Below are 22,096 nucleotides of genomic sequence, written 5' to 3'. Positions count from 1 at the left end.
CGTTGTTGTTTACCTTTTTGGGCTGTCTAGGTCGCGAACGGGGAATATTTTTTTAACATTCGCCGTCGCAAAGGCGGGATCGCCATTACACTTTTGACAAGCAGACGTCTGCTTGTTTTGTACCTGAGTACATAGTAGCGATAGCGGTATACGAGAAAGCCAATGATTGCTAAGGCAATGAACACCATGAGTTTTTTCAAAAAACCTCCTCCTTCCGCTATTTAGCTTGGCTGAATCCGGCAGCTGCTATACGAGAAGAAAGATAATCATGGCAAACATCGGCGACACAATGGTACACGCAACGTTCACTTTATTATTGTCAACGCCTGGAACGCCTCGGATGATTCGTGTGTTATGGCCGCAATGGTTTTTTTCTTCCGTCAGGGTATTGCAATACTCGCATTGGCGCTCTTCTTGAAGGTAAGCGCCAATAACGGTATCTGCCATCGCCCCTGCAAAACCAGCGATCAGTATCAAAACGACCCAGTCCCCATTCAAAAACAGGAAGCTTCCGAAGACAGCAATAAAGGCGCTTCCGATAAAAGCAAACAACGTGCCGATCGGAGAAATCGCTCCCGAGCGGCCGGTCGTCGTACGGTTGCTCGTTCTAATATGGTAAGGGCGCCCACCCCAGCGCTTGCCGCCTTCCGTAGCCCAAGTGTCGCTATTGGCAGCCGCGAGCGCGCTGATGAACATAATTCGTGCAAGTTCATCGTCCGCAAACAGCAGACCCGAGATAGCAAGGAGCGCCGCGACTCCGCCATTGGCGAACACTTGCCCGGCAGTGCGCGTTTCCTTTTCCCGCTCGAACGTACGCGCAGGTAATCGGCCGAAGATTGTACTGCCGATAAAAAATAACGCCAGGATGATGAGGCCTTTATAAGAAAAAGATAAGGCAATTACCATGCCGACAAGAAAAGCCATCCAGGCACCGCCAACGGTCAGCGTTTGGTACCGATAGGCCAAATAAGCGATAAGGGCAACACCTATGAGAAGGAGAACGACCATTATGCGTTCTCCTTTACTAAATGGTGAACGGGGATATCGTGCGCCTCGGTCGGCAAAGAGGGAAAGAGTTGAAAAGAAAAAGCAAGAGCGGCTGTTTTGCCTTGATAATTCTCAAGAAACCGATCGTAATAGCCACCGCCAAAACCGATGCGATAGCCTGCCTGATCAAATGCCAAGCCCGGCACGATAACGACATCGATGTCTTCCTTTTCAATTTGCTCACATTGGGAGGGCATAGGTTCCTGCAATCCACGCTTGTCCTCCAACTGTGCAAACGATATAAGCTTATAAAAATCCAACGTATGCCGCTCTCGCTCAACTTTAGGGACAACGATCGTTTTCCCTTCTCGCCAAGCCTTCTCTATAATTGGTCGTGTTGGCACTTCCCGATATGTATCAACGGTTACGGCAACGGCTTTCGCTCGTTCCCAGAACGATTGGCGATACAACGCTTCATGCAACTTCTGGCCACGTTGCTCCCGCTCCCCGCCTGTTAACATGGAAAATTGTTCTCGCACATACGCACGAACTTCTTGCTTGTTCATCACTGTCATCCCTCCCACATTAGAAACTTGGCTTTCGCCAAGCTGTATGGCGAAAAGCCTTGGTTGCGCTTATGTAGGTAAGAAAGTTGATTTATACATTCTTATCTACTAAAAAAAGTAAGCAGCATATGCCTCTGCTGCTTACTTTGTTTCACGGTGAAGCGTATAACGGTTAAGCCGTGGGCAAAATTTGTTTAGCTCCATACGCTCCGGATGGGTTCGTTTATTTTTAGATGTGATATAGTTTCTGTCTCCGGTTTCCGTACACGCAAGTGTTACTTGAACACGCATGCCATCCCTCCTTATCCTTAAGCAATCATACTTAATAATACTATCAGGTTTTTTTATATAAATCAATGCTCAAAGCCGCTTATTCCAAATCATCTTCAGGATCACGGAAAACCTCATCGTCATCGTCGGCTTCATCCGGTTCAGCGCCGTCCTCTTCCATGTCAAAATAAGCATCTAGGACATCACGTGTGATCGAGTTCGCCAAACCTGAATCCTCATCGCTCGTCGAGGTAATCGGAACAAGCACAGCGACCGCGACTTCGGGATCATCGTAAGGAGCGTAAGCCACCATTGCCTGATTGTAACCTTCATTGCCATTCTCGTCAAAGGCCTGCGCCGTTCCCGTCTTCCCCGCCGGATTATAATCGGCACCACTGAAATCATCGGACGCGGTTCCTCCGTTTGAACCGGATTGTTGCATCACCTGTTGCATGCCTTCTTGCATCCGATCAAAATCCCCGCTTGAATTGTCGACCGTATTCAGCACTTCGGGGCTATGTTGGCGCACGACAGATTCGGATTCGGGATCGAGAATTTCTTTTACGAGCGTTGGCTGCATCCGCTCACCGTCATTCGCTATGGTTGCGACGTACTGGGCCATTTGCATCGGTGTATACGTATCAAACTGGCCGAAGCTCATATACAAAAGGTTTTCGGAACTGTAACCGCCATCCATGCCCGTCACTTCGTTGGGAAGGTCAATCCCCGTCTCGACGCCGAGTCCAAATTGGGCATAATGGTTGCGCAAAATGTCAAAAGCCTGGTCAGCCCCGGACCAATCAGTGCCGCTCGAACCGAGCTGATAATCAGCCATTTCCATCGCTATTCTTGCCATATAAATGTTTGATGAACGGCGGATGGCGTCAATATCATTGACTGCTCCCATATTTTGCCATGACGATATGGACGGTGAAGCGGGAAGATTAATAGGAGTATCTTCATAAACCGTACCGTGATCAATCACGCCACTCTCGAAACCTGCCAGCACAGTCGCCATTTTGATCGTGGATCCGATTGCATAGGCATTTTCCACCAAACCGAAATCTTCATCATACGAGGCCATGCTAAGAATTTCACCGGTGTCCGGCTCCATCATGACGACGTGGGCTTCCGGTTCCTCTAAAAAATTGCTTCCACTTGCATCACCAATAGTATCATCAATAATATCTTCCACCTCTTGCTGCAAGGCCATGTCAATCGTCAAGACGAGATCGTTGCCCCTTGCACCGGGGTCCGTTGATTCATTCCCATCGGCATCGGTCGTTATCTCTGCCTTTTCCCCACGCAGCACGCTTTCATATTCTGCTTCCAACCGAGACGTTCCAACAATATCGGTCCGCTCGTAGCCTTCACCCAAATATTGATCAAGTTCATCTTCGTGAATTTGGCCCGTCCCCCCGAGAAAGGTCGGGAAGCTATCGCCATAAGGATACATCCTTACAGAATCCCGCATAATATCTATGCCGGGAAGTTCATGCATTAACTCGCTGAGCGCATGGGCCGCATCCTGATCAATTCCTCTCGCGATCCGATGAGGCGAGTAATTATAACCACCCATCATCTCTGCCCAGATCGCCACCGTCTCATGCTCGTCGACACCGATCGCTTCCATCGCTTCCTCTGCGGGCAGCCGATCAAGTTGCAGTTGATAGACTTCATCGTCTTCCAAATCTGCTTCTTCCTCTTCACTCACCAGCTGATCCGCTTCCTCTTCTCTCGACTGCAGCCAATAGTCTTGCCATTCCCGTTCATTGATATCGTCAATATCGTCTTCATCTATATCCAAAAACTCCGTCAAACGATCGGCAATTTCAAGCATCTCTTCTTCGTTGCCCGGGCGATTGGTATAGGTCAGGGTCAGTTGCAATTCATTATCGACAACCGTGTGCCCGTTTCGATCCATCATTAATCCCCGCGGTGCATCGACGTTTGCCGTTTGCTCCCCCTCACTATTGACCATCGCTTCATATTCTTCCCCTTGGACAATCTGAATATAGCCAAGGCGTAAGATCAAAATGGAAAATAAAATAAATACGGCAAAAAAAAGGATGTTCAAACGTAACGGAATATGATTTTTCCGTTTTTCCCTTGCCATATGGTTTCTCCTCCCCCTACCAACAAGCATGTATGTTTTCTCTTTTTTATTGTAGCACAGCCTCTCCATGATTCACATTAGAAAGTGTGAACTACGTTTGACGTTCCTGATCGTCGAGGCTTTTACTGGGGTATTCGTCGTCCGGAATCTTCCCCCCGCGAGGGCTAATGTGCCTTATCGCCAAATACAGGAAAAGGTGCCCTGCGCCAAACACAAGCAATGTAAACAAAATCCCCTGTTTATCTCCCAGTACGCGAATGAAGATCAAAAAACAGATGATGGAAACAGCCCTGCCCCCATTAACGAACCATTCCCTCACGATTAAATACTCCACTCGCATAGAGGCCGCTTTATATGCTTTCCCGATGATATCATACGTCATCGACACAAACGGTACGAATATCAACGGATAGGCAGCCGAAATCACAATACCATACGTTATCAGGCGCGGATAAGTAGGGTCGGGAACGATAAAGAAAATGGCCAAGTAAAGCAACAAGGAACCGGTAAAAATCGACCGTCTACGAAAACGAACGGGCAGAAATCGCCCCACCACAAAATAACAGCAAAACGAAACGGCTGACGTAATTAAACCAAAGGTGCCCAATGCCAATTCGCTTTGCGTCGCCGTGTAGACCCACAAAACGATTAAAAACGTAAAAACCCCTTCTCGCAACCCTTGAAAAAAGTGGGCATACAGGATGCGACGCCAATCCAAGTCTTCATGGCGCCGCTGCCAAACTTTACTGATCCGGAAAATCCCGGCGGAGGAGCGCCTTTTAAATTTAAAACTGACAACGACCGCTGCTGCAAAAAACAACAGAGATACGGTAAAAATAGACTGATAGCCACTGTATCCCGGAAACCAAGCAATAATGATTCCTGCAGTCATTGGGCCGATCATACCGGCGAGTGATGTGAACAAACCTAGATAACCGTTAAAAACATCCCTCGTCTCCGGTGAAGTTATTTCAAAGGTGAGCACGTTAAAAGCAAGCCAATAAACGCCAAAGCCCAACCCTAACAACAACCCTAACAAAAAGAGGACATCCTCCACACTCGTGCCGGCCAAAAGAACGGCAAAATAAAAAAAGGCAAGCAACACAATACCGATCCTTAACACAATCGTTCGATCCATGCGCTTCACCAATCGACCGGCGTAAAAGAACGCCAATGGCGAAAATAGGACAGTCGCCAATTGATAAAACGCAATTGCCGTGATACTCCCGGATTGTTTCCATATGTACACATTGACAAATGTGTTCGAAAGCGCCGTGCTTAAAGCGTACAAACCACCGATCAATAACAAGAGTTTAAAATCTTTCGTTGCTTCCACATTTTCCGGAAGCAACCGTTTGAAAATCGCGGAGACCATTGCACACACCTACCTCATCTTCAGTTAGCGTGTGCAATTACGCGCATGCTATTCCGCGAATTTAGAAAAACCTAGCTTGGGAAAACCGCCCAAGCTAGGTCCTTGTCATGATCACTGCTTGTCTGATAGCCGGTACTCATAACCGTGAACGCCTTTATAATACTCCGGATACATCTCCCCTTCACATTGTTGGCAGGCAAACATCGGCGGCACGCTTGGATCGCCAGGGTCCATGTGATCAAAATCACGAACGACCGTGTAAGGGATCGCTTCGTGTTCATGACACTGTAAACAAACAAAGTTGACGGTCTTGGGATGCTGATTCGTCGGTGGTTTCTTCTTCTTTTTTTGTTTCTTTTTTCGGTGTTTCGATACGGGGGACATGACCGATCTCCCTTTCCAAATAGCTTCTGGCCGTTTCACCCAAGGCGACTTTAACCACTAATCGCCCGTTCTCAAGACAGACTTCTCCCTTATACTCAAAGTAGTTATCACATTTGGGACACCGCAGAGGATCCTTATGTCCGCTAGCCATGACCCGTTCTCTCCAAGTTTGGCGGCGCAGAGCGCAGGGTTCGCTTCACCTGGGTGATCCACTTCTTCTTCGTTTTTTGCCACGCCGCCAGTACCTTTTTACTCACGTTCTTCGTTCTTCTCGAGTACAGCCCGTAATAGCGGATCGTTTTAAACTGTTCATCTGGAATATGGCGAATGAGCCGACGGATGAACTCCTCGGCACTCACGCTCACATGTTTCTCTTTCCCATCGACTTTATCATGGTACTTAAACGTCACCATTTGCCCGTCATAGGCCTCGATCCGATTGATCCCAATCGCCGGTCGACGCATATAACGGCCAATATATCGGAGTTGGTCTTGCGCCTTTCCCCGTTGTTTAGGGGCATAGATATAGAAGCCTTCTCCGTTTTTGGAGAACGCTTGTTGGAGGCGCGCTTGCACGCGTTTCTTGTCTTTTCCGGATAAATGCTTGCGAATCAGCTTCAAAACAACGGCTTGCCATTGTTTGCGGAGCATCTGGAAGGGGATAAAATCATACGTTTTCCATTCCCCTTTCTTTGTCATCCCGCCCATTGTCACCATCATGTGGATGTGGGGATTGAAATTAACTCGGGAACCAAATGTATGTAGCCCCGCAATGATCCCCGGGGTCACTTTTTTCTTCTTCTCGAAATATTCTTTGAGCAGCCGTGCACCTTCATCCATCAACGTTTTCAATCATTCTCGGTGAAGGAGAAACACGTCTCGCAGCCCCTCATCGATCGTCAGAATCACATGCCGATGGTTGACCTGGAAGACATCTTCCATGAGCAGACGACTCCATTCCTCGCTCTCTCCGATCGAACAGGTCGTACAAAATCGGCCTTTACAGCGATAGGGGACTTTTCGGGTCTCGTGACAACCTTCGCATACAAAGAGCTTGAATCCGTTCTCGGGATTCTCACAATCCCGGAATTTTTCCACTTCTTTATGGACAACAGGGCGGATGCGATCCCCATGTTTTTCGACAAATTGTTCCCAATGTTGATGGTGGTCAAAGAATATACGTCGAAGAATATTAGATTCCATATCTACACCCTAACACATTCCCCGGCATAATAGGGACCGAAATTTATACTTTCTTATCTTTTTAGAAAACTTGGCTTTTCACCAAGCTTTTATGGCGAAAGCCTTAGATGTACTTATGCAGGTAAGAAAGTATGATTCAACTTTCTTACCTGCCATTAAAAATCCCCCCTGAAAAGTTCGGGGGGGGGATTCGCTTTCCTTTACTATGCTTCTTTGTAACGTCTTTCAACCTCTGGCCAATTCACAACATTCCAGAATGCTTTCACGTATTCCGGACGACGATTTTGGTATTTAAGGTAATAAGCATGCTCCCATACGTCAATGCCGAGAATCGGTGTTTTCCCTTCGGTTAACGGGGAATCCTGATTTAGCGTGTCCTGGATCGCGAGGTTACCGCCATCGACGACGAGCCATGCCCAACCTGAGCCGAAACGGCCGAGCGCAGCGTTTGTAAATTCCTCTTGAAACTGATCAAAACTGCCCCACTTGTTTTCAATCGCGGATAACAAGTCACCGGATGGCTTGCCTCCTCCGTTCGGAGAGAGAATCGTCCAAAACAGCTTGTGGTTCGCGTGGCCGCCTCCGTTGTTACGAACCGCGGTACGAATATTTTCAGGGACTTTATCTAAATTCGTCACCAAATCTTCAACGCTTTGATTGGCGAGGTCATCATGACCGGAAAGCGCATCATTTAACTTTGTTACGTAAGTATTATGGTGCTTGTCATGATGAATGTTCATCGTTTCTTCATCAATGTGTGGTTCCAATGCATTTGCTGCATATGGAAGATCCGGAAGTTGATAGTTAGCCATGTGAATCTCCTCCAATGTGTAGTTTAATTAACAGGGTAAACAACCTCTCAGGATTACTCTACCCTGCCCCTATTAACTTTAAACCTATTTTATGTTATTTACAACTATTTTGTCTTTAATCCCTATTAAAAAAACCCCTTCAAGTACGGGGTTGTTTTTTCCTATATGGTGGACCCTGTAGGACTCGAACCTACGACCGGACGGTTATGAGCCGTCTGCTCTGACCAACTGAGCTAAGGGTCCGCCGATGGGGCGGTTGATGGGGATCGAACCCACGAATGCCGGAACCACAATCCGGTGCGTTAACCACTTCGCCACAACCGCCATATGCTTTAAAAATGGTAGCGGCGGAGGGAATCGAACCCCCGACCTTACGGGTATGAACCGTACGCTCTAGCCAGCTGAGCTACACCGCCATTCGCATTCAATTTTTTAAGACAATGGATAATATATCATAGAATCAGAAAGACGGCAAGCCTTTTTTGGCAGATTTCTTATCTGCATAAGTGCAACTAAGGCTTTCGCCATAAAAGCTTGGCGAAAAGCCAAGTTTTCTAACACAAAGCCTTCATATCCACCAGCTAAAACCAGTGAGCAGCAGGCCGATAAACAGCAAGATAAACTTGATCACCGCTCCCGCCAAATAACCGATCAATGAACCTAATCCTATTCGCCCGAGTGATTTAAGGTTATGCCCGCCGGCTAACAGTTCTCCGATGATCGCGCCGGCGACGGCACCTATAATTATTCCGAGCACAGGGATAATGAACGGTCCGATGATAAGACCGATCATGCTTCCCCATACCGCCCCTTTGGAGCCGCCGATCCGCGTGATGCCGTAATAACTCGTAATAAAGTCAATCACCAAAAGGAGAATCACAATGAGCGTCTGTCCAATCCAAAAACCAATCTCTAAGTCCCCAAAGCCCATATACAACCCGAAAAAAACAATCGCAAGAATATAGGCAGGACCACTTGGGATAATGGGGTATATCACCCCGATAACCGCGAGTGCATAGGCGACAAACGCCAATCCTATCCATAGTACGTCCATCTGCGCCATTGCACCTCCCATTGGTTAATTTTCGGTCGAGGTCTATTTCTCGTTTAACACTGCTTGGGCTATATTGACCGAATGGTCCCCAATTCGCTCAAGATTGCTAATGATATCGACAAAGATAACACCTGCTGATCCGGAACAACGCCCGTCATTCATACGCTCAATGTGTTTCCGGCGCAATTTCCTTTCCATCCGATCGATTTCTTCCTCTTGTTTTTCCGTGGCCTTCGCGGCCTCCAAGTCATGGTGTTCAAGGGCATAGATGGCATCTTGAAGCGTGCGGAGCGTAAGGGATACCATTTCATCGAGATCTTCTTTCGCTTCCTCTGAAATATTGACCTTGTTTCTCATTTGAAAATCAACGAGTTCCATGATGTTTTCAAAATGATCGCCAATTCTTTCAATATCCCGGATCGTGTCTAAGAGCATCGTATGCACATATGAGTTTTCAGCAGACAAAGATCGATTGGAAATTTGCATTAAATAGCTCGTGATCTCATGGTCCAAATTGTTGATCGCTTCTTCGTACCGGCCGGCCATCTCGGCATTTTTGCGCTGATGATTTTTAATGTATTTATTGACTTCATGCAATCCTTGTTGCGCATAATCAGCCATGCGCAACACTTCCGTCCGTGCTTGTCCAAGCGCAATGGCCGGAGCGCGTTGGATAAAAGATGTATCCAAATGCTTTGCTTTATAATCAATCTCTGTATCTTTTCCGGGGATAAGCTTCGTTACAATTGTTGCCAGAACACCGATAAATGATACTTGAATAAGCAGGTTCGCAATGTTATAGGATCCATGAGCAACGGCAATGGTCATGGGCGGAACGAGATTAAAGGAATCCTCGATAAAAACCATAAATGCCGTAAATGGCTGTAGTAAAATAAGGATAACGACAGCACCGACCAAATTGAATAAAACGTGGCTAAGCGCTGCCCGTTTGGCTGCAACCGACGCACCGATTGAGGCTAACACCGCTGTAATCGTCGTCCCGATGTTATCGCCGAATAAGACGGGAAGCGCTGCGTTTAAACTAATCGCTCCCGTATCATAGAGCTGTTGCAACAAGCCGATAGCCGCCGTTGAACTTTGGACAATGACTGTGAAGACGGTCCCGATGATAACCCCCAAAAGCGGATTATCGCTCATGCTAATGGTAAGTTCTTCAAATACCGAACTGTCTGCCAACGGAGAAACGCCGCTCCCCATGATCGAGAGACCCAGGAACAGAGCACCAAACCCAAAGATCACTTGCCCATAATTGTTTGCCGTTCTGTTTTTAAAGAAAAAGATGAGAAATGTACCGATAAAAATAATCGGCAACGCGTATTCCGTGATGTCAATTCCAATAATGAAGGCAGTGGCGGTCGTCCCCACGTTTGCGCCCATTATAACACCAATTGCCTGCCGCAAAGTCATAAAACCTGCATTTACCAGCCCGACGGTTAGAACAGTCGTGCTGCTGCTTGATTGTAACAAGACCGTCACGGCGATCCCTGTAATTACACCTTTAATCGGATTAGAGGTGAACCGATCCAACAACTCGCGCAAGCGGTCACCGGCGATTTTCGTCAGGCCGTCACTCATGTATTTAAGGCCGAACAGAAAGATCCCCAACCCCCCGAAAAACATAAACAGGAGTTCTTGCAAAATCGCTCATCCCTTCAATTAGAAAACTTGGCTTTTCGCCAAGCCTTTATGGCGAAAAGCCTTAGTTGCACTTATGTATGAAAGAAAGTTGATTTATACTTTCTTTCATACCAAAGAAAATATTGCACGTCCAATTGTTCATCCTCATCTATTATTCATGAACTTCACTGCTTTGTAAAGAATAAGTTTCGTTTTTCTGTTATAATCGACAACGTACGCATCGCTTTACCCTTACATAACAGAGGAGCATCATCACATTGAATATTTGGAAATCATTTTTTTACAGCTTATTCTCCCCTACCATGATCGGACAATTTCGCAGGCAAAAAATCGGGCGAACGATTTTGTACGTGTTTCTGCTCGTGCTTATTACCAATATTCCTGCCGCTATTTCTATTAGCTCGTTCGCTGTCACCGCCGGTGAACGTTTGCAACATGTCCTCTCCGAGGATATCCCGGATTACGAAGTGGAATCGGGAACATTGGCGGCGGAAAGTGAGCAAACACCATATACAACCCATATCGATAATACCCTGGTCATCCTTGATGATTCGGGGCAAATCACTCCAAACGATTTGGCGGGCGAAGCAAACGTCACCGCCCTTTTGGAGGACCGTGCCTTCATGGTGGCCGATGGGACAGTGGAACAATTGGAGTATGGAGCATTTAGTTTCACGAAAGCTGAACTTCAGGAAGCAACCGGCAGCTTTTTGGAACTCCTTCCCGCGTTTATCGCCTTAATATTAATCCTCTTATATCTGTTTGCCTCCGGGATGAAATTTATCGGTGTGTTCGCGATCTCAGCCATAGGCTTGTTACTAAAAAAAATCTATCCCGCCCGCTTGCAATACGGCCATATTTGGGTAATGAGCGCTTATATCGCCACGCTACCCTCGGTCATCGGAACGTTTCTTGACTTCATTGGACGTAATGGCGATGCCTCGTTCTGGATTTATTGGCTGATCGCGATCGTGATGTCCATTCTCGTTTTCCGAACCCTTCCTATCCCTAAACGGCGGCAATGAAAAAAGCGCCCTTGCGGGCGCTCGTTTACTCATGTTTTTGCGGGCTTACGACAATGCGAGTGCCGTCCACCGATGCCACTTTGACTTCGGTGTTTTTTTCTAGCCAAGATGCGCCCGTGGTGGCACTGTACGTTTGCCCTTCGATTTCAACCGTGCCGATCGGACGAAAGTCCGTCAGCGTCATGCCTTCTTTTCCGATTAGCTCACTATAGCCTTCATTCATGGAATTGTACCCTTCTTCACTCGACATCGTTTCTTTCAACGTCATCTTTGACCATAGATCACGACGCGGAAACACTTTCGTGAAGAAAAAGGACGCCAGTCCGCCCACAATCACCGCAAATCCGACGAGAACCGCGTAGATTAAATCCGGCGCGGGAACCGTCAGGCCGATAATCATTAAAACGCCGCCGATAAAGGACAATGTCCCGTCTCCAAGCAATTTTCCATCAATAACTATCGATACCAACCCGGCGGCATAGAGAATGATGACCCACATTCCCGTCGTATCTCCGATGTGGTGAGCAAAATACAGCGCAATCAATGAAAATCCGATAATACCGAATATCCCTTTTGCTTTTACAAGCAGTTCCCCAAGAAAAAACATCGTTGCCAAAAACACGACGAGAAAGCCGAAGATGCTAATATCAAGCCACTCCATCGATTGAGCACTCCTTCCCAAAATCCGGTTCTCTCCTGTACGTTCCCTAGATGATCATCTATCTATATTGTAGCAGAAGTTCCTTTTTTATAAAACGCTTTACTATTGGGAAGGACGCATCAACAAAACGAACCTCACGTCAACCGTATCGTGAGATTCGTTCGAGTTTAGTTATCTTTAGGAACCCGACTCCGAGCTTCCGCTTCCTTCAAACCAACCGCGCACCGTATCGATCAATTCACTGAAGAAGTCGAGGACAGATTGGACAAACCCTTGCGCTTCATCGGAGCTCATCCAGTCATCGATGTTATCGCGAATTTGGTCAATTTGATTTTGCACTTGATCCCAATCAATGTCCATGTTTTGCATGCGTTCAAACAATGACACAAGCCCGTTCATTTCTTCATCCGTTAACGTAATTCCAAGTTCATCGGCGATGCGCTCGATAAGGTCTCGCAAGTCTTCTTCCGTTTCCACATCTTCTTCCGCGATCGCTTCTTTAATTCTTGCCATTAATTCCGTCGCTTCTTCCGTCCCGTGATTTTCACTAAGTTCACCGGTCTGAACAAGCTCTTCGTTGGCAATCCGTTTTTGGTCTTCGGGAATCTCTATGTCCGTTTCAATTTCGTAAGCTTTAATGATCCCTGTTAACGCCCCAGTACCGGAAACTTCAAACGGTGCAGTGACGTAAATATCGGCATCTTCGACACCTGCGGTGACGAGCGCGTTGGCATACATGCCTTCCGTTACGTAATTGATGCGATTGGTTTTTACATCTATCCCGGCACCTGCTTCAGCAATGGTGATTTGTGAAGAAGAAATCGCGTTGTTTCCAATTTGTCCCGCAGGGATGAACTCACCCAAATATTCATGCTCTTCTTCATTGGTTACTTCTACGATCGGGTCTTGTTCATCGCCATCCATTTCCGACAAAACCGTTTCTCTTTCTTCATCGCTTAAATCTTCGCCAAGGGTAATAATAATATCACCCGGTGCCGCGTCGGCAGCTGCGCTAGTTGGTGAGGATACAACACCCGCGCCTACCAACGCGGCCGCTGTTACCCCTGCAACGATTTTTTTCATTTTTGTGCTCCCCCTCATAATATCTTACCCTTTTTTCTTACCACATCCGGATCGAAAAGAAAAGCCAATTAGAGAGTTTTTGTTATTTTATCAGCATTTTTTCAATGGACAAGCATACTGTTTTAAGAGAGGAGGTATTTTCCATGAAAAAATGGTTTTGGATTCTCGCGATTGCAACCGTTGCGTTTGCCATATATTATGACATCTCACGCGGCACGCTTCCGGTCGCTGATTCCTCACCGGAAACCGCCGGCGAAACAGTGGAAATCACAGAAACACATTTTGACCACACTGTCGACGTTGAGATTGAAGCCGGCCAAACGTTATTGTCCATCGTTGAACAACTTCATGATGAAGGCATGCCGATGGACATGGGACAAATCAAGAACGATTTTCAATACTTAAATGACGGCCAATCGCCTGAACAATTGCACGAGGGCCAGATGTACACGTTTCCCCTTTATGAAGGCTAACCTTCCCGAATAACTTGCCAGTTTTGCCGCTTCATTGCTACAATAAAAGACGTATAGAGTATAAATGAGCCATTTACGTTTTTTTATTAGCAGGTAAGAAAGTATAAATCAACTTTATTACCTGCATAAGTGCAACTAAGGCTTTTCGCCATAAGAGCTTAGCGAAAAGCCAAGTTTTCTAATTAGAAGCTCATGTAAAGGGGCGGAAAACGAATATGAGCGAAATCATCCACCGAACGGAAACGAGGCCGGTGCGTGTCGGCAATCTAGTCATTGGCGGCAATGATGAAGTCATCATTCAAAGCATGACGACGACGAAAACAGAGGATGTCGAAGCGACGGTTGCGGAAATTTTGCGTCTGGAAGAAGCAGGATGTCACATCGTCCGGGTGGCCTGTCCGAACGATAAAGCTGCAGACGCCCTTCCCGAGATTAAATCACGCATCAACATCCCCCTCGTCGTAGATATTCATTTTGATCATCGCAAAGCGTTAAAAGCGATCGAAGCCGGTGCGGATAAAATCCGAATCAACCCCGGAAATATAGGGTCACGTGAAAAGGTCGAGATGGTTGTTGAGGCTGCCAAAGAAAAAGGGATCCCCATACGCATCGGCGTGAATGCCGGGTCTCTCGAGCGCCATCTTCTAGAAAAATACGGGTATCCTACCGCCGACGCCATGGTCGAAAGCGCATTGCATCATATCGCGATTCTTGAAGAATTGGATTTCCATGACATCATCGTCTCCATGAAAGCATCCAATGTTGATCTGGCGATTGAAGCTTATACAAAAGCCGCGCAGGCATTTAGTTACCCCCTTCATCTCGGCATTACCGAATCCGGAACATTGTTTGCCGGCACGGTCAAAAGCGCGGCCGGCCTTGGCGCGATTTTGGATAGAGGCATTGGCAATACGATGCGCATTTCCCTCAGTGCCGATCCTGTTGAGGAAGTAAAAGTGGCCCGTGAACTGACCAAAACATTCGGCCTGGCTTCGGATGCGGCCACCTTAATTGCGTGTCCGACATGCGGACGGATTGAGATTGATCTGATCAGCATCGCCAATGACGTCGAAGACTACATCGCTCAAATTAAAGCGCCGATTAAAGTCGCTGTTCTCGGCTGTGCCGTCAACGGTCCCGGAGAGGCCCGGGAAGCTGATATCGGCATCGCGGGAGCAAAAGGAGAAGGCCTCCTTTTCCGCCACGGCGAAATCATTCGCAAAGTTCCCGAAGAGACGATGGTCGATGAGCTGAAAAAAGAAGTCGATAAACTGGCAGAAGAACACTTCGCTAAACTTGAAGAAGCAGAGACAACCCAATGACGGAGGCCGGATTTCAGAGGCCGGAAAATCCAGATAACCGGAAAACACAATTGCCCGCTCTTAATGAGCGGGCAATTTTTGTTGTGTTACGGTCACATAAAAGGTGCGAAAAAAACCGATATGAGGATGGAAGCAGCCCCGATACCGATGGCCCACCAACCAAGTGCAGCAGCACCTTTTTGACGAGCGAAAAAGCCGGTTATAATCCCTGCCGCACCCAAAATGACCGGCAAGAAAAAGAGTGATACAAGTGAAATGATAATCGCAGCTGTACCTAATCCCATCCCTAGGGAATCATCATTAACCGTCGGCTCTTCTCCTTGCATTGGTTCATCTGATTGATCCGAGACTCGATTTGCCTGCTCGGCATCCACGCTCGGGGAAGCGATTTCTGCTGAGGTTTCTTCCATATACTCCCCATTGTAACTTTCGATGAGCGGGTCAACCATCACGGGTCTTTCTTCCGGTTGATCTTCCCGGTTCGCTAGTTCCCGATCCGATTGCTGACGCTCGCGACCTTCGTCCGCCAACCTGATCTCCCCCTTACCCGGTTTGTCTCCCGGGTATTTATAGTTTGGCTGGCTTCTCAAGGAATTATCGGATGAAAGTATTGGTTACTGCGTCATTTTTATCTGTAAGCCGGTTTGGCACAACATAGCGCTTTTCGGGCTTCATGAACGTTGGCATGGCATACAGTAACCAAAAATCTCAAATTTATGGCTCGTTATTTTAAAATCATCTTCCTCTTCTCCTGCGTTAAAGTATTCCATAGGGCAAACAGTTATATGCTTTGTTGTTCCACACGTTAAACAAATCATGTGATGATGATGGTCTTCCTCGCAACTAAGACGGAAACGTTTCTCTCCCTCCCACTCGCTGGCTTCCAAAATTCCCAAGTCGGTGAATAGCGAAAGATTGCGATAGACCGTATCGAAGCTAAGCCCTTCATACCGCTCTTGCATGAACATGAGCACTTCTTTTGCCGGTACGTAGCCCTTTTGCTCATCCAGAAACCCGATAATTTCCTTTCGTTTGTCCGTGTATTTATACCCTTGTTCTTTTAACGTTTTTATCGCCTTCTGTGCATCCATGGTCAGCCCTCCTTTTTCATTGTGGCAAGTGGGGGTATTGAGATGCTTGTTTCCCGATTTTTTTCATCCCGAGGCTGGAAAGCAATATGGCCACCGCAACAACGACGATGACTCCGCCGGGTGCCAAATCCAAATAAAATCCGAAAATAATCCCGGCCAGCACAGCAATTTCCCCGAAAAGTGCCGAGTAAAAAAACATTTGCTTGAAACTCTTTGCCCATTGCATCGCGGCGGCAACCGGGAGCGTCATCAATGCAGAGACGAGTAAAATGCCGACAATTCTCATCGCCGCGGAAATGACGAGTGCCACGAGAATCATAAAAACAACATCCAGCCATTTCCCTGGCAACCCGGAAACCTTCGCTTGCTCTTCATCAAACGAAAGGAAAAACCACTCTTTATAAAAAAAGACCAAAAGCAATGCGACGACCAAGGTGACCACCAAAATCGTATAAAAATCCGTGCGGCCAACCGCGGCAACACTTCCGAACAAATAAGCAAACAAATCAGTGTTAAACCCATCTGCAATCGAGATAAATACGACGCCAAGGCCGATACCCGCCGACATAATAATCGGGATCGCCACTTCTTTGAAATGGCTATAAACTTTGCGCAACTGATTGATCAACAACGCTCCAACCAGCGCAAACGCCATCCCCATATATAACGGATCAATATCAACCAGCGTGATGAAAAACGATGCCAGCAAAAAATGAAAGGCAATGCCGGTCAGCGTAATGTGAGACAGGGCATCAGCCACGAGCGACATCCGTTTAACGACGAGAAATACCCCGAGCAACGGGGCGGCAAGGCCGATCATAATCCCGGAAAACAATGCTTGGCGAAGAAAGTCATATTGAAAAAATACATCGATCATTGCGCAATTTCTCCATGCTCATGTTCATGCACGATACGTTGGACATCATGCCCATACAGTGCGGTGAAATCCGGATTTTCTTCAAACTCCGATCTGCTGCCGTGAAAATGCAACCGTTGATTTAAGCAAGCAACGTCAGAGACGTAACGCGTCATCGTGCCCACATCATGGCTGACAAGAATTAGCGTAAGTCCATGCTCTCGATTAAACTCCGCCAATAAATCATAAAAATGCCGCGCGGCATTGGCGTCAACGCCAACCGTTGGTTCATCGAGAATAAGCAATTCCGGGTTGCTGACGAGTGCGCGGGCAATAAATACCCGTTGTTGCTGCCCGCCCGATAAACGTCCGATCGGTTGCTTTGCATAGCTTTTCATTCCGACTGTGTCCAGTGCTTTGTATATGCGTGCCCGTTCCTTTTTGCCAAGAAAACGAAATAAGCCGACCGGACCAAACAAACCCATGGACACCACTTCAAAGACCGTGGCCGGGAACCCGGCGTTAAAACGATTCGCTTTTTGGGACACATACCCGACTTTTTCCCAATTGGAAAACTTGCGGACGTCGGTGTCAAAAAGACGAACGGAACCGATTTGCGGTTTCAAAAGACCGAGTATCAAACGAATCAATGTCGATTTTCCGGAGCCATTCGGCCCAACAAGACCGAGAAAAGTTCCCGGCTTTACCGTCAGGCTCACATCATCCAAGACGGGAGGGCGTTCGTAGCGATACGTAATATGTTGAATATCAATGACAGATTTTTGTTGATCCATTCAAGGACCTCCCAAAGACAAATTACTAAAACAGAATGATTACGATCAATCTTTTTTAGTATATCTCATCATTGTCTGTTTGTAAACGGGGAGCCTTTGAAACGGGAGCGCCCAACCCATATGCCTATGGTTGGGCCGGAGTCACACAAAAGGCAATGTGATAATGGTGGCTGTTCCCTTATTTTTATCGCTCTCCACGTGAAAAGTACCGTGATGGTCTTCAATAATTTTTTTGACAGGGAAATGCCAATCCCCGTTCCTTTTTCTTTGCTCGTATTAAAAGGTTCGCCGATTTTTTTCATGATCGCTCCAGGGATCCCCGGGCCATTGTCCTTCACCTGGATTTCATAGTCATTTGGCCACTCGTGTGTGATTAATGAAAAGACTTTGCGTTGCTCCGGTTTATAAGCTTCCATTGAGTTTCGCAATAAATTTAAAAGCACTTGTTTAATCATCGTTTCGTTCATGTTGATGACCCTTTCGGTTTTGGCAATGCTTGCCTCAAAATATACATTATTTAACAAACATTCCGAACGGATGATATCTTCCACCGTATCGATGACCTCCATTGGAGATAAAGCCTTTACGTCGAATTTTTTTCGAGAAATCGACAGGAAATTTTCCAGTATTTTATTCATCCGATCCACTTCGCTAAAAATGGTTTTGGCATATTTATGAAAGCTGTTCGTCAACTCGGATAATTGTAAGAACCCGCGAATGACGGACAGGGGATTTCGCAATTCATGGGCAACCCCGGCAGCAAGATGGGAAACGGACTCCATTTGCTGTTTATACTGAAGTAATTGCTCATATCTGATGTGCGTGCTCTCATCAATTAAAAGACCGACCACTTCCTGCTTGGCAGGCATATATACGGCTAAACTTCTAAATAAACGTCCGCCTTCCCGGTCTTCCTCCATCTGCTCGCTCACCAATTGCGACTGAAATGCTTCCGTCACCGCTTTGTGCATGGAAACACCGGCTTCCGATTCCAACTGTAAACGTCCAAGCGAAAGTTCAGTAAATGTTCCCAGCTCCAGTTTTGGGAGCGCGAGATCTAGAAACGTCCTATTCTTTTCAATTATTTTTAATTCAGCGTTCACTTTTATAAACCCAAACGGCAATCGATTCGTAAAATCCTCCATGACTTCCTTTGAGTGGGCAGACCGCGCTATTCCGGTTAAATAAAAGCGTTCATTTCGGTAAATTCCGCGATAAAAAACGGAGTGATTGATCCTGTCGATGTCATGAATGAAGGTTATTTCACGAGGTTGGTCCACCTCTTGCATTTCCCTGAAAAAAGACATGACCCGCATCCATTCGGCTGTATGTAACGTGAAAAAAAAATTCGAACTAACGGAAAACAGATCTGTCGCTGCTTTATTTTTATACAAAATAGTCCCGTCTTTTTTCAAAACAAGTCGGATTTCCCAACTCAATTCATCAAAAATATACGTTTGTCCAATATTGCTTCGATTTGGCGTTAAAACGTCCATCACCGCCCTCCGATAACCATCATTTTCCTACATTATACTAAAACCTCTTATCCATGCATAGTGTTTATAGAAAAAATCGATTTCCAAACATCGAACATTTCAGAGCATTTCCCGCATATTCTACAAAGTGACGTGTAAGCATTTGTCGATGACGGTCCGGGTAAAATAAACAAAGGATGTGAAAGCATTGAATTTTCAAATGATTCAACAGTATGTAAAAAATATGTCTCCGCAACAATTACAGGCGCTTGCCCATAGCAAAGGCTATTTCCTTACTGATCACGAGGTACAAAAGCTTGTGCACCTTATTCAAACAGAACATGTGGATTTCGCTGATCAAGCCTCCGTATTCGCATTTATAAACAAAGTAGAGAAAACAACATCGCAAGAACACGCGATGTTGCTTCATGACCTTTATCAAAAGTACGGGGGCTTTTTGCGACAATAACGGGCTAGTGGTCTGTTTCAGAAATTGTTTCTCCCTGTGTTCGCCATAACCATATTTCCTGCCGATGGTACTCATACCCATTTTGAAAGGCGCTCAAAAGACGGGCTCCTCACTCTGAGAGGGACGGAATTTATTTTGCTTTTCTTGTTCCTCTCGGAGCAGTTTCTCCTCCGTCCACAGGAATTACTCTGCAGTCCCTAGTTAGATGGCAATATCGCTCTACACCTGCTAAGAGAAACAAATGCCCGAATAAAGCACTAACTCGTTACTGTTGGGTTAACTTTTCTTTCATCTCCGGGTCATGAGACTCCTCCCGAAGCATGACAATTTCACGCTTATAGGGAGGCTTTTTATTTTTCTTATCTTCTCCGACATAAGGCGTCTCCAAAATTTTGGGAATGTCTGCCATTGTTTCATGATGGACAATGGTGTTTAAAGCCTCAAACCCAATATGCCCAAAGCCGAGGTTTTCGTGGCGGTCTTTTCGCGCGCCTTGCGGGTTTTTACTGTCGTTCACGTGAAGCACTTGCAAGCGGTCGAGGCCGATCGTTTTCTCAAATGATTCCATCACCCCATCGAAATCATTGATAATATCGTATCCGGCATCGTGGGTGTGGCAAGTATCAAAACAAACCGATAGTTTCTCATTATGGGTAACCCCATCGATAATTTGTGCCAATTCATCAAATGTACGCCCACATTCGGAACCTTTTCCGGCCATTGTTTCCAACGCGATTTGCACGTTTTGTTCTTTTGTGATGACTTCGTTTAGTCCTTCAATGATTTTCGCAATCCCTTTTTCCGGACCTTCCCCAACGTGGGAACCGGGATGAAGCACAATTTGGGTAGCGCCGATCGCTTCTGTTCGCTCAATCTCGGAACGTAAAAAGCGAACCCCGAGGTCAAACGTCTCCGGCTTTTGTGTGTTCGCGATATTGATAATGTACGGTGCGTGAACAACCACTTTTTCAATGCCATTTTCTTTCATATGCGCGTTGCCCGCTTCGATATTTAAGTCTTCAATTGCTTTTCTGCGCGTATTTTGAGGGGCTCCCGTATAAATCATTAACGCTGTTGCCCCGTAACTTGCCGCTTCCTCACTTGACGTCAGCAACATTTTTTTTCCGCTCATCGATACGTGAGAGCCAAGATAACGTGGAATATCACTCATTTTCTTTTCCTCCTCTTTTTTTGGGGCGTATCCCTTTGCTTTTTCCGGGACTTTGAACGTTGGCTTCCCGGTGCATAACCACTGCCCAATTGATCAATTTCTTGCCATTCCCCTTTTTTAATATCCAAATACTGAAAGGTGAACCTTTGTTTTTGCAATTGATGCAACGCCGGGTAGTCTTCTTTGGAAACAATCGTGAAAACTTCGCCGGAAGCCCCCGCTCGCGCCGTCCGCCCTGCCCGATGCAAAAAGTATTGCAAATCCCGCGGCAGTTGCATATTAATAATGTGAGAAACCCCTTTAATGTCCATCCCGCGGGCGGCAATATCGGTACAAACCACATAAGGCACAGCCGCGCGTTCAATATTCCGCATCGATCGTTTACGGGCACGAGGGGAAAGGTCGCCATGCATGCACTCGGTTTGGAGTCCGTGCGCAATAAATAGATCCGTTACTTCTTCCGCTTCTTTTTTCGTATTGACAAAAATCAAGCATAGATACGGACGTAAGAGAGCGGCCATTTCCACTACCAATTGTTGGCGCCCGCGACTTCGTAACGGGATCAGATAATGGGTTAGGTTTTTCGGGGAAGGTTGTTCCGGTTTCACGTGCACATGGCGCGGTTGATTCATGTATTTTTTTAAAAAGGGCTGAAGGCGTTGCGGGATGCTGGCGGAAAAGACGAGCATTTGCAACGCTTCCGGCATACGGGCGATCGCTTGATCCAACGCTTCCAAGAAACCCATTTCCATCATTTGGTCTGCTTCATCAACGACAAGCGTCCGTACGCGATGAACATCAAGGACGTTTTCCTTTATCACAAGATCGTGTAACCTCCCCGGCGTTGCAATGACAACGTGCGGCGGTTGTTGAAGGTCAGCCACGTTCCGTTCTTTATCCGTTCCGCCAATGACTCGCCGGATACGAATGTCTTCCATGCCGCTGTCTTTTTTGCATTTATTAAAAACCCGGTAAAGCTGTTCGGCCAATTCTCTCGTCGGGGCAGTCACCACGGCTTGCACATAATGGTCATCAGGGTGAATCCCCGACAATATGGGCAAGGCAAACGCAAGTGTCTTCCCGGTGCCCGTTTGCGACTGGCCGATCACATCTTTTCCCCTTAATATAGCAGGAATCAGCCGTTCTTGAATTTCCGTCGGCCGGTCAATTTCTTCGGCTTGCAAATGTTTGATTAAACGTGCATCAATTTCCAGGTGGCTAAACCTTGACATCTCACTTCTCACCTCTCAC

At 46.6% G+C, this 22,096-nt stretch carries 23 protein-coding genes, 3 tRNA genes and 1 pseudogene; 4 read left to right on the top strand and 23 right to left on the bottom strand.

What is annotated here, in order from left to right:
* Positions 1 to 26: 26 nt before the first annotated feature.
* The 14 genes and pseudogenes from HUG15_RS10105 to HUG15_RS10040 all read right to left on the bottom strand — a co-directional run bounded on the left by HUG15_RS10105 (position 27) and on the right by HUG15_RS10040 (position 10,407).
* On the bottom strand, positions 27 to 200 hold the full coding sequence (locus HUG15_RS10105) for a hypothetical protein (protein ID WP_200128509.1): 174 nt from the start codon (positions 198 to 200) through the stop codon (positions 27 to 29).
* A gap of 46 nt (positions 201 to 246) precedes the next feature.
* Entirely contained in the window at positions 247 to 1,008 is a 762-nt protein-coding gene (locus HUG15_RS10100; RefSeq protein ID WP_200128508.1) for a DUF92 domain-containing protein, read from the bottom strand.
* On the bottom strand, positions 1,008 to 1,553 hold the full coding sequence (locus HUG15_RS10095) for a 5-formyltetrahydrofolate cyclo-ligase (RefSeq protein WP_200128507.1): 546 nt from the start codon (positions 1,551 to 1,553) through the stop codon (positions 1,008 to 1,010). The genes HUG15_RS10100 and HUG15_RS10095 overlap by 1 nt, the downstream gene beginning before the upstream one ends.
* Positions 1,554 to 1,694: 141 nt before the next feature.
* Positions 1,695 to 1,844 carry a 50S ribosomal protein L33 gene (gene rpmG, locus HUG15_RS10090; protein WP_142086354.1) on the bottom strand — a complete coding sequence of 50 codons (150 nt, stop codon included), beginning with the start codon at positions 1,842 to 1,844 and terminating at the stop codon, positions 1,695 to 1,697.
* A gap of 79 nt (positions 1,845 to 1,923) precedes the next feature.
* Positions 1,924 to 3,939 (bottom strand): peptidoglycan D,D-transpeptidase FtsI family protein, encoded by a 2,016-nt coding sequence (locus HUG15_RS10085; protein ID WP_200128506.1) that lies wholly within the window; start codon positions 3,937 to 3,939, stop codon positions 1,924 to 1,926.
* A gap of 91 nt (positions 3,940 to 4,030) precedes the next feature.
* Positions 4,031 to 5,314 carry an MFS transporter gene (locus tag HUG15_RS10080; protein WP_200128505.1) on the bottom strand — a complete coding sequence of 428 codons (1,284 nt, stop codon included), beginning with the start codon at positions 5,312 to 5,314 and terminating at the stop codon, positions 4,031 to 4,033.
* Between the two features lie 111 nt (positions 5,315 to 5,425).
* Positions 5,426 to 5,698, bottom strand: a complete 273-nt coding sequence (locus tag HUG15_RS10075) for a hypothetical protein (RefSeq protein ID WP_200129118.1) — start codon at positions 5,696 to 5,698, stop codon at positions 5,426 to 5,428.
* Positions 5,592 to 6,900 (bottom strand): annotated as a pseudogene (locus tag HUG15_RS23650) (IS91 family transposase). Before HUG15_RS23650 ends, HUG15_RS10075 begins: the two are co-directional and overlap by 107 nt.
* Positions 6,901 to 7,103: 203 nt before the next feature.
* Complete coding sequence (locus HUG15_RS10065; protein WP_200128504.1) at positions 7,104 to 7,712, bottom strand: superoxide dismutase; 609 nt, start codon at positions 7,710 to 7,712, stop codon at positions 7,104 to 7,106.
* 166 nt (positions 7,713 to 7,878) lie between these two features.
* A tRNA-Ile gene (locus tag HUG15_RS10060) sits at positions 7,879 to 7,955 on the bottom strand.
* Between the two features lie 5 nt (positions 7,956 to 7,960).
* Positions 7,961 to 8,036 (bottom strand) — tRNA-His (locus HUG15_RS10055).
* A gap of 15 nt (positions 8,037 to 8,051) precedes the next feature.
* Positions 8,052 to 8,128 (bottom strand) — tRNA-Met (locus HUG15_RS10050).
* A 152-nt stretch (positions 8,129 to 8,280) separates the two neighbouring features.
* Positions 8,281 to 8,766: a DUF456 domain-containing protein gene (locus tag HUG15_RS10045; protein ID WP_200128503.1), complete on the bottom strand. Its 486-nt coding sequence runs from the start codon at positions 8,764 to 8,766 to the stop codon at positions 8,281 to 8,283.
* Positions 8,767 to 8,808: 42 nt separating this feature from the next.
* Positions 8,809 to 10,407: a Na/Pi cotransporter family protein gene (locus HUG15_RS10040; protein ID WP_200128920.1), complete on the bottom strand. Its 1,599-nt coding sequence runs from the start codon at positions 10,405 to 10,407 to the stop codon at positions 8,809 to 8,811.
* A gap of 275 nt (positions 10,408 to 10,682) precedes the next feature.
* Between HUG15_RS10040 and HUG15_RS10035 the strand changes: the two genes are divergently transcribed.
* Positions 10,683 to 11,450, top strand: a complete 768-nt coding sequence (locus HUG15_RS10035) for a DUF1189 domain-containing protein (protein WP_200128502.1) — start codon at positions 10,683 to 10,685, stop codon at positions 11,448 to 11,450.
* 25 nt (positions 11,451 to 11,475) lie between these two features.
* On the opposite strand, the gene HUG15_RS10030 is transcribed toward HUG15_RS10035, so the two are convergent.
* Both HUG15_RS10030 and HUG15_RS10025 read right to left on the bottom strand, forming a co-directional pair.
* Positions 11,476 to 12,111, bottom strand: a complete 636-nt coding sequence (locus tag HUG15_RS10030; RefSeq protein WP_200128501.1) for an NfeD family protein — start codon at positions 12,109 to 12,111, stop codon at positions 11,476 to 11,478.
* 177 nt (positions 12,112 to 12,288) lie between these two features.
* On the bottom strand, positions 12,289 to 13,194 hold the full coding sequence (locus HUG15_RS10025) for a DUF1002 domain-containing protein (protein ID WP_246516575.1): 906 nt from the start codon (positions 13,192 to 13,194) through the stop codon (positions 12,289 to 12,291).
* Between the two features lie 143 nt (positions 13,195 to 13,337).
* Here HUG15_RS10025 and HUG15_RS10020 point away from each other — a divergent pair, with 143 nt between their 5' ends.
* Both HUG15_RS10020 and ispG read left to right on the top strand, forming a co-directional pair.
* Positions 13,338 to 13,667: a hypothetical protein gene (locus HUG15_RS10020; protein WP_200128499.1), complete on the top strand. Its 330-nt coding sequence runs from the start codon at positions 13,338 to 13,340 to the stop codon at positions 13,665 to 13,667.
* Positions 13,668 to 13,882: 215 nt separating this feature from the next.
* A complete protein-coding gene (gene ispG / locus HUG15_RS10015) occupies positions 13,883 to 14,989 on the top strand; it encodes a flavodoxin-dependent (E)-4-hydroxy-3-methylbut-2-enyl-diphosphate synthase (RefSeq protein WP_281393611.1) in 1,107 nt (368 codons plus the stop codon).
* Between the two features lie 92 nt (positions 14,990 to 15,081).
* On the opposite strand, the gene HUG15_RS10010 is transcribed toward ispG, so the two are convergent.
* The 5 genes from HUG15_RS10010 to HUG15_RS09990 form a co-directional block, all read right to left on the bottom strand.
* Complete coding sequence (locus tag HUG15_RS10010; protein ID WP_246516574.1) at positions 15,082 to 15,519, bottom strand: hypothetical protein; 438 nt, start codon at positions 15,517 to 15,519, stop codon at positions 15,082 to 15,084.
* Between the two features lie 141 nt (positions 15,520 to 15,660).
* On the bottom strand, positions 15,661 to 16,080 hold the full coding sequence (locus tag HUG15_RS10005; protein WP_200128498.1) for a Fur family transcriptional regulator: 420 nt from the start codon (positions 16,078 to 16,080) through the stop codon (positions 15,661 to 15,663).
* A gap of 16 nt (positions 16,081 to 16,096) precedes the next feature.
* Positions 16,097 to 16,957, bottom strand: coding sequence for a metal ABC transporter permease (locus HUG15_RS10000; protein WP_200128497.1), 861 nt, complete (start codon positions 16,955 to 16,957; stop codon positions 16,097 to 16,099).
* The gene (locus tag HUG15_RS09995) at positions 16,954 to 17,730 is read right to left on the bottom strand and encodes a metal ABC transporter ATP-binding protein (protein WP_200128496.1); all 777 of its coding nucleotides are present in this window, start codon (positions 17,728 to 17,730) and stop codon (positions 16,954 to 16,956) included. Before HUG15_RS09995 ends, HUG15_RS10000 begins: the two co-directional genes overlap by 4 nt.
* 68 nt (positions 17,731 to 17,798) lie before the next feature.
* On the bottom strand, positions 17,799 to 19,226 hold the full coding sequence (locus HUG15_RS09990; RefSeq protein ID WP_200128495.1) for a two-component system sensor histidine kinase NtrB: 1,428 nt from the start codon (positions 19,224 to 19,226) through the stop codon (positions 17,799 to 17,801).
* 187 nt (positions 19,227 to 19,413) lie between these two features.
* Between HUG15_RS09990 and HUG15_RS09985 the strand changes: the two genes are divergently transcribed.
* Positions 19,414 to 19,674 carry a DUF2624 family protein gene (locus tag HUG15_RS09985; RefSeq protein ID WP_200128494.1) on the top strand — a complete coding sequence of 87 codons (261 nt, stop codon included), beginning with the start codon at positions 19,414 to 19,416 and terminating at the stop codon, positions 19,672 to 19,674.
* A gap of 265 nt (positions 19,675 to 19,939) precedes the next feature.
* Here the strand turns inward: HUG15_RS09985 and HUG15_RS09980 are convergent, their stop codons facing one another.
* Positions 19,940 to 20,845: a deoxyribonuclease IV gene (locus HUG15_RS09980; protein WP_200128493.1), complete on the bottom strand. Its 906-nt coding sequence runs from the start codon at positions 20,843 to 20,845 to the stop codon at positions 19,940 to 19,942.
* Entirely contained in the window at positions 20,842 to 22,077 is a 1,236-nt protein-coding gene (locus HUG15_RS09975; protein ID WP_200128492.1) for a DEAD/DEAH box helicase, read from the bottom strand. Before HUG15_RS09975 ends, HUG15_RS09980 begins: the two co-directional genes overlap by 4 nt.
* Positions 22,078 to 22,096: the final 19 nt, after the last annotated feature.

This window comes from Salicibibacter cibarius (genome assembly GCF_016495725.1).
Classification (GTDB): Bacteria; Bacillota; Bacilli; order Bacillales; family Marinococcaceae; genus Salicibibacter; species Salicibibacter cibarius.
This window is presented reverse-complemented; position numbering and strand designations above follow the sequence as displayed.